We start from the raw sequence: 11,286 nt of genomic DNA on the forward strand, positions 1-11,286 counted from the left end.
CCTACGCTACGCCGACCTTCCGACATCGCCTCCCGCTGAGTTGTCTACGCTCGCGCGGCGCGCACAAAATCAGTGATCGCTTCGCCGATCGAGGTGAGGATCGTCTCGTCGTCGGCGATCTCTCCCTCCGGGACGTGAAAGGCAACGCTCTGGGCGATCCGATCGTTGAAGATCGAGTGCGTCTCGCGGGACACCAAGCCCTCCTCGTCCTCTTCGAGGATGCTGACCTCTGCCGTCGTCGTAAACGCGGTTTGCGCGACCCAAAGCGCCCCCGCTCTCAGGGCTTCCCGCCCGGAGGGCGACCCTGACGCGTGCCCGTACGACCAGCGCATGCGGATCCTAATGTCCTCTACCGCTTGCTCGCTTGCAAGCCTGAAGGCATCTCCAAAGGCCCCGCCACCATCTGGGATATTTGCTCCGCTCTGCACTGAGACGTCGAGCATCAGAGCACCCGACGACTCGAGGATCTTCTCGAGCACACCCTCGTCGACGATCGGAACGAAACGCAGTGATCGACCCTGGGGAGCCAGGTGGCACACTCCGGTCACCCAGCGGGCGAGCGTCTCCGAACGGGTTCCCCGCGTGGCAGGGCTCATGATAGCTACGCGGTTCGACTGCCCGAACGGCACGATGAAGGTGGGCTCAGCGACCCGGTCGTCGGGGTCATCAAAGGTCAGGGGGAGCGTCTCGCCTGACTGCAGATTGTGGCGGTTCAGGTGCTCGGAAAGGTCGCGCAGCCGTCCAACTTGCACGTGCGGCAACGCAGGGCGGCGGGGTTGAATCGCCTCCCCCGTGAACTGCACGCCACCGATCGGGAAGCGGCGACGGCTCGCATCCCATCGACCCATCTGGGCGATCAGCCGTTCCCAGAATTCGCCGCTGATGGTGACCAGCTGCTCGTTCTCGTCGTACACCCGAGTTTCGTAGAAGCGCACGGTCTTTTTGACTTCGGCCAACGTAGCCTCCCCCTGACTTTCCGCCAGGGTACTGGTACCTGACCACATGGCTTGTCAGGTCATGCTCGCGCGTCTTGACACAGACGACGAACCGTCGAATGCGACCTCTAGTCCGTAGGATCTGCCGCATCGATCGGACGCAAGCTGAACCTGAGTCCGCCGACGGTCTGAACCTCGTCCGAGTCGAGGTCCACCCCCATCCCGCCGAGCCGACGGCGGAGTGTCCGGGATCGAGACTTGTACTTCAGGCGCTCGTCATCCGTCTTCGCCGAAGCGAGCAGACTCTCGTTCTGGATGAACTCACTGATCCATCTCGTCAACGTAGAGGCGCGCGCGACGGCGTCTGCTTGAGCGTTCTCGGGACTGGCGCTGGACTGCAGCGCGCGCTCCATCCGGCCGAGCCGCTCTCCAAGCCCCTCGAGCGCAAGCGCCACCTGCTCACCAGCGTCATTCCCGGACGAGCCGCTCGCAATCGTCTCGAACCGGCTGATCGAAGTAAGCGGGTTCTGGTACCCGTCCGGCTTGCCCTCCAAGTACTCACGTGCCTGAGCAATGCTCTCAATCGCCGCATCGACCGAAGCGGGATTTTTGAGGTCGTAGAAAATTGCTCGCTGGTCAGCGATGTCGAATGGCATCGTCTCCCCCTCCTCGAGGAGGTGGATCGTGGGCTTTCCATATCCGTGGGCGACGGCCAGCTCATAGAACACGTTCGGGTTGTGCCCCGTGAGGTCCGCAACGATCAGGTCTGAGTCGTGGATCCTCCGGATGACCGCTCCTGTGATCGAGTCCGGGGAGCTCTCGTCGTCAGCTCGGAGCACGTCGAAGTCAGGAGAAGGCAGCGCCTTCTTGATCACGTACGTCAGCGTCTGCAGGTGCTTGCGATGCAAATCAGAGCCGACCTTCCCGATCGGTGAGATCACGAATACGCTCTTAAACGGAGCCTTGCCATCTGCGGAGGTCACGTTGGACAACATACAGTCGTGAGGTCTCTTCGCACGGATCATCACGGACGAGGTCTACCACCACCTGCAGAAGCGGGTCGTGCCCGCGGCCCGCGCCCGCAGCCTGCGGAAGCGGACGGCGCAGCGCGTCCCGTTCACGGTCGGACGGGTGATCGTCACGGAGCCGCGGGACGGCGTCGTCGAGGGAGTGGTCCTGGTGCATCACCGCGCACGGAGCCGGGCCGTCGCGATCCGGCTCGAGGGTACGGACGCCCGCTGGCGGGCCACCGCGATCAACGTGCTGTGAGGAGCGGGTCAGCGCTCCCGGGCGGCCGCACCGGCCGGGCGCACGATCTCCACTCCCCTGTCGCGCAGGGCCTCCTCGAGCTTCGGGGGCGGCGGGGCGTCGGTGACGAGATGATCCGCGCGACCGAGCTCCGCTACCTCCTCGGGGACGGCTTCACCGCCGCCGACTACGACCGCGTCGGCGGACTCCCTCCCCAGCCCGGCTCGCAAGCGGTGTGCGCAGCGGTGGAGTCGACGCTCGAGGCCTGCTGCGTCCCCGGGCTCGTCCTCGAGACGGACCGGCCGACGACGATCGGCCTCGGCGACACCTTCGCCGGCGGCTTCGTCTCGGCCCTCGCGCGCGGCGAGTCCTGACGGCAGGCGAGGCCGGGCTCCGAGCCTCCGCAGGAACGCCGACGGCCCCGGACCCCGCTGCTGCGGGACCGGGGCCGAGGGCGTCGTCCGGGGAGGACTCAGCGGCGCTTGGACTGCGCGCGTCGCTCCTCGCGGTTGGCGGGGGCGTCCGAGCCGCCCGGCTTCTGGCCGAAGGCGCCGGTCGTCGGAGTCTCCTCCGCCTCGCCCTCGGGGAGCGCCTTGCGGGCCTCCTCGGCGCGGGCCTTCGCGGTGGCCGCCTGCTGTACCTGTCCGCGCTGGTCGCGGACCTCGACGCCGCCGGTGTCGCTCGGGGCCGAGTAGCTGAGCTTCTCGGCCGGAGCGACCGGCTGAGCGAGGCCCTTGGCCGCGACTCCGGCGACCTCGCCCTGCTTCTGGGTCACCTCGACCTCGAGGTTGAAGAGGAAGCCGACGGTCTCCTCGCGGATCTGCCCCATCATCTGCTGGAACAGGGCGAAGCCCTCGCGCTGGTACTCGACCAGCGGATCGCGCTGGGCCATCGCGCGCAGGCCGATGCCGTCCTTGAGGTAGTCCATCTCGTAGAGGTGGTCGCGCCAGCGGCGGTCGATCACCGAGAGCACGACACGGCGCTCGAGCTCGCGCATGGCGGGAGAGCCCAGCTGCTCCTCGCGGCGCTGGTAGGCGAGCTGCGCGTCCGAGAGGATCTCGCGGCGCATGAACTCCTTGTTGATGCGGCCGCGGCTGCCCGCCTCCTGCACCACCTCGTCGATGGTGAGGCTGATCGGGTACAGCGTCTTCAGCTCGGTCCAGAGGGCGTCGAAGTCCCAGTCGTCGCCGTTGCCGTCGCCGGTGTGCACCTCGAGGATCTCGTCGATCACCTCGACGAGGAACTTCTGGGTGCGCTCGTGCAGGTCGTCGCCCTCGAGGATGTGGCGGCGGTCCGAGTAGATCGCCTCGCGCTGGCGGTTGAGGACGTCGTCGTACTTGAGGACGTTCTTGCGGATCTCGGCGTTGCGGGCCTCGACCTGCGACTGGGCGCTGCGGATGGCGCGCGAGACGACCTTCGACTCGATGGCGATGTCGTCCGGGACGTTGCCCCGGCCCATGAGCGCCTCGGCGGCGCCGGAGTTGAACAGGCGCATGAGATCGTCGGTGAGCGAGAGGTAGAAGCGGCTCTCCCCCGGGTCGCCCTGGCGGCCCGAGCGTCCGCGGAGCTGGTTGTCGATGCGGCGCGACTCGTGGCGCTCGGTGCCGAGCACGTAGAGGCCGCCGGCGGCCTGGACCTTCTCGGCCTCCTCGCCCACCTTCTCCTTGACGGCGGCGAAGACCTCGTCCCACGCGGCCTCGTACTCCTCCGGGGTCTCGGAGGGGTTCAGGCCCTTGGCCGTCATCTCGGAGACCGCGAGGAACTCGGCGTTGCCGCCGAGCATGATGTCCGTGCCTCGACCGGCCATGTTGGTCGCGACGGTGACGGCGCCGAGGCGGCCGGCCTGGGCGACGATGGCCGCCTCCCGCGCGTGGTTCTTGGCGTTCAGGACCTCGTGGCGCACGCCCTTCTTGGCGAGCAGGCGCGAGAGGTACTCGCTCTTCTCGACGCTGGTCGTGCCGACGAGGACCGGCTGCCCGGCCGCGTGGCGCTCCGCGATATCCTCGACGACCTGGGCGAACTTGACCTGCTCGTTCTTGTAGACGAGGTCGGCGTTGTCGATCCGCTGCATCTTGCGGTTCGTCGGGATCGGGACGACGCCGAGCTTGTAGGTCGACATGAACTCGGCGGCCTCGGTCTCGGCCGTTCCGGTCATGCCGGAGAGCTTCGCGTAGAGGCGGAAGTAGTTCTGGAGCGTGACGGTCGCCAGGGTCTGGTTCTCGGCCTTGACCTGCACGCCCTCCTTCGCCTCGATGGCCTGGTGGATGCCCTCGTTGTAGCGGCGTCCGGCCAGGATGCGGCCGGTGTGCTCGTCGACGATCAGGACCTCGCCGTTCAGCACGACGTAGTCCTTGTCCTTCTTGAACAGCGCGCGCGCCTTGATGGCGTTGTTGAGGAACGAGATCAGCGGGGTGTTCGCCGACTCGTAGAGGTTGTCGATGCCGAGGTAGTCCTCGACCTTCTCGATGCCGGGCTCGAGGACGCCGACGGTGCGCTTCTTCTCGTCGACCTCGAAGTCCTCGCCCTCGTCGAGGCGCTTGGCGAGGTTGGCGAACTCCGCGAACCAGCGGTTCGCCTCGCCCGAGGCCGGCCCGGAGATGATCAGCGGGGTGCGGGCCTCGTCGATGAGGATCGAGTCGACCTCGTCGACGATGGCGTAGAAGTGGCCGCGCTGGACCATGTCCTGCGCCTGCCACGCCATGTTGTCGCGGAGGTAGTCGAAGCCGAACTCGTTGTTCGTGCCGTAGGTGATGTCGGCCGAGTACTGCTCGCGGCGCTGCTCCGGGGTCTGGCCCGAGAGGATCACTCCGGTCGTCATGCCGAGGGCGCGGAACACGCGCCCCATCAGCTCGGACTGGTACGACGCGAGGAAGTCGTTGACCGTGACGATGTGCACGCCGCGGCTGGCGATCGCGTTGAGGTAGGCCGGGAGGGTCGCGACGAGCGTCTTGCCCTCTCCGGTCTTCATCTCGGCGATGTTGCCCAGGTGCAGGGCGGCACCGCCCATGAGCTGCACGTCGAAGTGGCGGAGGCCGAGCGTCCGGCGCGAGGCCTCGCGGACGGCGGCGAACGCCTCCGGCAGCAGGTCGTCGAGGGACTCGCCGTTCGAGTAGCGCTCGCGCAGCTCGACGGTCTCGTTCTTCAGCTCCTCGTCGCTGAGGTGCGTGAAGTCCTCTTCGAGGGCGTTGACGGCCTTCGCGTAGTTCTCGAGGCGGCGGATGACCCGCCCCTCCCCGACGCGAAGGACCTTTTCGAGGACAGAGGCCACGGGGTACTCCAAAAAAGTAGAAGACAGGAGTCGCGCGCCGGAGCGCGGACCGCGACCAGCCTAGCCGGGGCGGGCGGCGAGCGGTCGGGGCGACGCGTCCGCCCTGGGCGGACTCCCTGCCTGGGCACGGCGAGGGCCCCGGAGCGGATGCTCCGGGGCCCGGGGTCGGATCTCAGCCGGCGGCCTGCTCGGCGAGCTCGTCGGCCTCGTCGCCGAGGCCGATCACGCCGTAGTCCCAGCCCTTGCGGCGGTAGACCACGCTCGGGCGGTTCGTGTCGGAGTCGATGAAGAGGTAGAAGTCGTGTCCGACCAGCTCCATGTAGTCGACGGCGTCGTCGACGGTCATCGAGACGGAGGCGAAGACCTTCTTGCGGATGACGACGGGGCAGTACGGCTCCTCGACCTCGTCCTCCACCGGCTCCGGCGCCTCCTGCACGGGGATGACGCCCGTGCTCAGCTGCTCCAGCACCGCCGCGTCGGCCGGCTGGATGGCGACGACGCTGAAGTCGTCGGCGGCCGCGTCGCGGAGCGAGGTCGGCCGATGCTGGCCCCGATGGACCTTCTTCCGGTCCTTGGCGCGTCTCACCCGTTCGAGCAGCCGGCCGATGGCGACGTCGAACGCCGCGTACTTGTCGGCTCCGCTCGCCTCGGCCCGGACCACGGGCCCCTTGCCGATCAGCGTCAGCTCCACGCGGTCGCCGCCGGCCGAGCCCTTGCCCTCGGCGTGCCTGCTCGCCTTGATCTCGAGTGCGAGAGCACGATCGGCGAGGTGCGCCACCTTGTCCGACTTCTCCGTCGCGTACGCGCGGAAGCGATCGGTGATGTCGATGTTGCGTCCTGTGATGTCGATGTCCATGACAACCTCCCAGTCGAGTACGGCGTGCCGCCTTTCTCCGGGGCGGACCGTTCACGCCGTGCCCCCACCGTAGACCCCGGCCACCGGATCGTCACCGGGAGTTCGTCCGGATTCTGCTGCTACGTTCCCTCCTCGTTGCGCGGTGCCGGCCAGGGCCGCCGCGGCCCGGACCGTCCCGCCGGCCGCACGCACGGCGCGCCGGAGCTCGAGCAGGGTCGCGCCGGAGGTGACCACGTCGTCGACGAGGACCACCGGCGGCCACGACGAGAGCGGACGGCGGGCGCGGAACGCCCCGTCGAGGTTGCCGCGCCGCTCGACGCGGCCGAGCCCGACCTGGTCGCGGACCATCCGCGACCGCCGGAGAGGACGCGCCGCCCGCCCTCCCGCCGCGGCGACCAGCTGCGCGACGGGATCGGCGCCCCGCCGCACGCGGCCGAGCCAGGAGCCGGGCGGGACGACCAGGATCGCGGGGCTGCCGGCGAGCGCCGCGCCGAGGGCCGGACGCAGCAGCGCGCCGAGCGGGGCGAGGCAGGCCGTGCGGCCCTCCTCCTTCAGCGCGACGACGAGGCGGCGCACCGTGCCCTCGTACGGGGCACCGGTGACGACGAGGAGCGGATCGTCCGGCGGCCCGACGACGCGGGTCAGCAGGCAGGCCGAGGCGGCCGCGTCGGCCGAGCAGTCCGGACAGGGCGCCCGGCTCGTCGGCTCTCCGCAGGCGGGGCACTCCAGCGGGAGGAGGACGGCGAGGGCGTCGAGCAGGTGATCGGAGAGCATGCCTCCACGTTCGCCGTCCGGGCCGCGGCGCGGGGGGTGGATCCGTCGGCTCGGGACGATCCGCCTGCCCGACGCGCCTGGGGAGGAGCATCCGGAGCGCGCCGCCGTCGGAAGGGCTCGTCGCCGCCGACAGGACCGGTCAGGACCCCATGCCGGTCTGCGCCGCGAGCAGCCGGATGTCCGTCGCGGTCGTCTGCCAGGCCGAGCCCCGCTGCTGCCGGAGCTCCCCGCCCTCGGCGAGGATGCGGACCTGGGTCGAGGTGTTGCCCGCGGCGATCTGGACCGTGCCCGTCGTCGTGCCGAGCGCCGTGGCGCCTCCGCCGAGCAGGTTCATCGTGACGGCGTCCTCCCCCGTCGAGCCGCGCACGACCGACACCACGTCGAGCTCGTCCGTCCAGGCCGCGGCGACCGCGGTCCCCAGGGTCGAGCGGAGGACGACCGGCTCGCCGACCGCCACCGGGTCGCCGTCCCGTGAGCGGGTGATGCCGGCCACCAGCACCGTGGCCTGCTGCCCGTCCTGGGCGAGCGCCAGCATCCGGGTGCCGTCGCGCGACACGGCGATCGAGGCGAGCGACTCGACCTCGCTCCAGGCCGTCGCGACCTGCATCGAGCGCGAGCCGTCCGCGGAGTACGCCACCAGCTGCCCGGGCGAGGCCGACGGCACCGACCAGACGTACCCGAGCGGATCGATGGACGGCGCGACGAGGCCCGACCGCGCGTCGAGGAGGACGTCGGCACCGTCGGGCTCCACGAGGCTCACGCCCGCGGCGGTGAGCACGGCGGCCGATGCGTCCGAGTCGGCCCCGCGCTGCTCGCCGAGGACCGCGGCCCGCGGCTGCAGCGCCTCGATCCGATCCGAGATCCCGAGGCCGGCCAGCCCGGAGGAGCCGAGGAATCCGAAGGCGTCGTCGGTCAGCACGAGCGGCCGGGTGTCGACGCGGGGCGAGGTCGGCAGCCCGGTGACCTCGGAGGGGACGTCGATCGGGTTCTGCTCGACGGAGAGCGCGACTCCGGTGACGTTCGAGACGTTCGCGAGGCTCCGGTTCAGCTGCAGCGCCATCAGCCGCCACTGCGCCGGATCGGCCTCGAGCGCGGCAGGGTTCAGGTCCACCACGGCACGCTGCGACTCGACCGGGACGGTCTCGGCCGCCAGCGTCGTGCCGGTCGGGAAGGCCGACACGACGGCGGCGGAGTCCCGCAGCCACGGCGTGGGGCCGCGCAGCAGCTCGGTGACGATCGTGGTGCTGGTGGAGCTGTCGGCGCGCGAGGCGAACCAGCGCAGGTCCGGCACGAGGTACTGGTATCCGGGGTCGAAGAAGTAGAGCGCGTGCGTCGAGAAGACCTGCTCGAAGGTGGTGCGGTCGATCACCACGCCGCTTGGCGGCGCGCTGATGCGCCACTCGCCGTTCTCCTGGACGAAGCCGTAGTCGAGGGTCAGGCCGGCCGTGGTGGCGACGTCGGTGTAGACGCCGGTCGCGTCGACCTCGGCGACGGGCGTGATCGTCAGCGAGAGCGTGGATCCCGACTGCGGCGAGGCGGAGCGCTGGCCCTCGTCGACCGTGACGTGCTCGCCCGGCGTCCAGTCGGCTCCGGTCGAGAGGAACTCGCGGGCGATCTTGTAGTTGTTCTGCGGGCTCGACGCGGCGTCGATGAAGCCGGTCAGGATGTCGCGCTGCGACGCACCGACGGCGGGTCCCGACGGGAGGAAGTCGTACTGGAGGTCCTGCGGCGCGGTGTCGGGCCGTCCGACTCCGACGTCGCCGTCCCGCGGGATGCCGGCGCACCCGGCCAGCCCTAGCGCGAGCAGCGCGGCGGCCGCGGCGGCGCGGACGACGCCGCGCCTCACGGGAGCACCCCCGCGGCCCCGACCGGAGGAGCCTGCAGCGGCGGGAGGACGATCGGGCCGCTGTAGGCCTGCTCGCCCGCGTCGACCGGGGGAAGCGGGAGCGGCGAGGCCTCGATCCGCTCGCCGCGGTGCCGGGGCACGGTCAGGCGGAAGCAGGCGCCGCGATCGGGCACGGACCAGACCTGCAGCCAGCCGTGGTGCAGGGCGGTGTCCTCCTGCGCGATGGAGAGGCCGAGGCCGGTGCCGCCGAGCGTGCGGCGACGGGACGGATCGGCGCGCCAGAAGCGGTCGAAGACGCGCACCACCTCCTCGCTGCTCATGCCGTGCCCGTAGTCGCGCACGGCGAGGGCGACCGCGCTGGCGTTGCTGTCGACGGTGACGACGACCTCGCGGCCGTCGCCGTGCTCGATCGCGTTGCCCAGCAGGTTGCGGACGATCCGGCGGATGCGGCGCGGATCGAGGTCGGCGTCGAAGTAGCCGCCCGGGGCGGAGAGAGTGAGCCGGGAGCCGTTCGCCTCCGCGATCCCCCGCATCGCCTCGATCTCGTCGCCGGCCAGCTTCACCAGGTTGACCGGCTCGAGCTCGAGCTCGGCCGACCCCGCGTCGTGGCGGGAGATCTCGAGCAGGTCGGCGAGGAGGCTCTCGAAGCGGTCGATCTGGCTGTGCAGCAGCTCGACCGTGCGCTCGGCGACCGGGGCGAAGTCCTCGCGCTGGTCGTAGAGCACGTCCCCGGCCAGCTTCATCGTCGTCAGCGGCGTCCGGAGCTCGTGCGAGACGTCCGAGACGAACCGCTGCTGGACCTGGCTGAGCGTCGCGAGCTCGCTGATCCGGTCCTGCAGGCTGTCGGCCATGCCGTTGAAGGACCGGGCGAGGGTCGCGATCACGTCCTGGCCCCGCTCGGGGATCCGCACGTCGAAGTCGCCGGCGGCGAGGCGCTGGCTCGTCTCGGCCGCGACCCGGACCGGGGCGACGACGATCCGCACGACGACCCAGCTGACCGCTCCGATCAGCAGGATGAGCAGGATCCCCGCCACGTTGAGCACCTGCTGCACGAACTGGAGCGTGCGCTCCGCGTCCGCGAGGGAGTAGCCGATGTACAGCTCGTAGCGCCCGGCCGAGCTCGGCAGCTCGAGGGTCGAGCCGACGAGGATGCCGGGCTGCTGCTGACCGGAGGCGTCGAGCGTCACCGACTGCCAGTACTGCCCGTCGGAGCCCGCCTGCACCCGCTCGCGCAGCGCGTCGCTGATCACGCCGTTCTGCAGCTCGCGGTTGTAGATGTCCTGGGGCGCCAGCGAGGACGCCTCCTGGTCGGGCGAGCGCACGACGGCGATCAGCGCGGAGGAGGAGGCGTCCCGGACGGCGGTGCGCACCGAGCTCATCACCTCCTCCATGTCCTGGCGGGTGGAGACGGTGGCGGCGTCGAGGTAGCCCTGCGCGGCCCGGGTCGCGCGCGACGTGTCGCCCGTGACCTGCGTCAGCCGCGACTGGAACAGGTTGTCGCTGATGCTGTACGAGAGGTAGACGCCGGTCGAGCCGATGGCGATGCCGCTGAGCAGGACCGTGATCGCGACCGCGCGGAACTGCAGCGACGTGCGCCACACCCCGAGGACGCGGCGGGGCCACCGGCGCACGTCGGGAGCGGCGAGGCGCGGCACGGTCAGCCCGGGAGGACGGCGCCGGCGCGGTAGCCGACGCCGCGCACGGTCATCACGATGCGGGGGTCGTCCGGGTCCTTCTCGACCTTGGCGCGCAGGCGCTGGACGTGCACGTTCACGAGGCGGGTGTCGGCCTTGTAGTGGTAGCCCCAGACCTGCTCGAGCAGCATCTCGCGGGTGAAGACCTGCTGGGGCTTGGAGGCGAGGGCGAGGAGGAGGTCGAACTCGAGCGGGGTCAGGCCGATGCGCGTCTCGCCGCGGCGGACCTCGTGTCCGGCGACGTCGAGGCTCAGGTCCCCGACCTGCAGCACCGCGTTCGCGGCGGCGGTGGCGGGACGCAGGCGCGTCCTGATGCGCGCGACGAGCTCCTTGGGGTCGAACGGCTTGACCATGTAGTCGTCGGCGCCGGACTCGAGGCCCTGCACGACGTCGGAGGTGTCGGACTTGGCCGTCAGCATGATGACGGGGACGCCGGACTCGGCGCGGATCGCGCGGCACACCTCGATCCCGTCGATCCCGGGCAGCATCAGGTCGAGCAGGACCAGGTCCGGCCGGGCCCGCCGGAAGGCCTCGAGGGCGCCTGAGCCGTCCGCGCAGAAGGAGACGTCGTACCCGTCGGCGCGCAGGACGATGCCGATCATCTCGGCCAGGGCGGCGTCGTCGTCGACCACCAGAATGCGCGCGCTCATCGGTCTGCTCTTCCT

The 11,286-nt window shown here is 70.5% G+C and carries 10 protein-coding genes; 2 read left to right on the forward strand and 8 right to left on the reverse strand.

The genetic code is table 11. The features are described 5' to 3' along the window. Nucleotides 1-44: 44 nt before the first annotated feature. Both C5B92_RS01430 and C5B92_RS01435 read right to left on the reverse strand, forming a co-directional pair. A complete protein-coding gene (locus C5B92_RS01430) occupies nucleotides 45-956 on the reverse strand; it encodes a hypothetical protein (RefSeq protein WP_146079241.1) in 912 nt (303 codons plus the stop codon). Nucleotides 957-1,063: 107 nt separating this feature from the next. Beyond that, the gene (locus C5B92_RS01435) at nucleotides 1,064-1,918 is read right to left on the reverse strand and encodes a hypothetical protein (protein WP_146079242.1); all 855 of its coding nucleotides are present in this window, start codon (nucleotides 1,916-1,918) and stop codon (nucleotides 1,064-1,066) included. Nucleotides 1,919-1,958: 40 nt separating this feature from the next. Between C5B92_RS01435 and C5B92_RS01440 the strand changes: the two genes are divergently transcribed. Continuing rightward, nucleotides 1,959-2,204: an Rv3235 family protein gene (locus tag C5B92_RS01440; RefSeq protein ID WP_258061212.1), complete on the forward strand. Its 246-nt coding sequence runs from the start codon at nucleotides 1,959-1,961 to the stop codon at nucleotides 2,202-2,204. Nucleotides 2,205-2,314: 110 nt separating this feature from the next. Next, nucleotides 2,315-2,557, forward strand: coding sequence for a hypothetical protein (locus tag C5B92_RS01445; protein WP_104255256.1), 243 nt, complete (start codon nucleotides 2,315-2,317; stop codon nucleotides 2,555-2,557). A 98-nt stretch (nucleotides 2,558-2,655) separates the two neighbouring features. Here C5B92_RS01445 and secA read toward each other — a convergent pair whose 3' ends face one another. The 6 genes from secA to mtrA all read right to left on the reverse strand — a co-directional run bounded on the left by secA (nucleotide 2,656) and on the right by mtrA (nucleotide 11,271). Continuing rightward, a complete protein-coding gene (gene secA / locus C5B92_RS01450; protein ID WP_104255255.1) occupies nucleotides 2,656-5,451 on the reverse strand; it encodes a preprotein translocase subunit SecA in 2,796 nt (931 codons plus the stop codon). Between the two features lie 172 nt (nucleotides 5,452-5,623). Then, nucleotides 5,624-6,307: a ribosome hibernation-promoting factor, HPF/YfiA family gene (hpf, locus tag C5B92_RS01455; protein WP_104224131.1), complete on the reverse strand. Its 684-nt coding sequence runs from the start codon at nucleotides 6,305-6,307 to the stop codon at nucleotides 5,624-5,626. Nucleotides 6,308-6,358: 51 nt separating this feature from the next. Continuing rightward, the gene (locus C5B92_RS01460) at nucleotides 6,359-7,081 is read right to left on the reverse strand and encodes a ComF family protein (RefSeq protein WP_104339627.1); all 723 of its coding nucleotides are present in this window, start codon (nucleotides 7,079-7,081) and stop codon (nucleotides 6,359-6,361) included. A 139-nt stretch (nucleotides 7,082-7,220) separates the two neighbouring features. After that, complete coding sequence (locus C5B92_RS17120; RefSeq protein ID WP_104350004.1) at nucleotides 7,221-8,927, reverse strand: LpqB family beta-propeller domain-containing protein; 1,707 nt, start codon at nucleotides 8,925-8,927, stop codon at nucleotides 7,221-7,223. Beyond that, the gene (mtrB, locus tag C5B92_RS01470; RefSeq protein ID WP_244230606.1) at nucleotides 8,924-10,558 is read right to left on the reverse strand and encodes an MtrAB system histidine kinase MtrB; all 1,635 of its coding nucleotides are present in this window, start codon (nucleotides 10,556-10,558) and stop codon (nucleotides 8,924-8,926) included. Before mtrB ends, C5B92_RS17120 begins: the two co-directional genes overlap by 4 nt. A 26-nt stretch (nucleotides 10,559-10,584) precedes the next feature. Further along, complete coding sequence (gene mtrA, locus C5B92_RS01475; RefSeq protein WP_104224133.1) at nucleotides 10,585-11,271, reverse strand: MtrAB system response regulator MtrA; 687 nt, start codon at nucleotides 11,269-11,271, stop codon at nucleotides 10,585-10,587. Nucleotides 11,272-11,286 lie beyond the last annotated feature (15 nt).

It is taken from the genome of Rathayibacter sp. AY1A4 (genome assembly GCF_002930955.1).
Taxonomy (GTDB): Bacteria; Actinomycetota; Actinomycetes; order Actinomycetales; family Microbacteriaceae; genus Rathayibacter.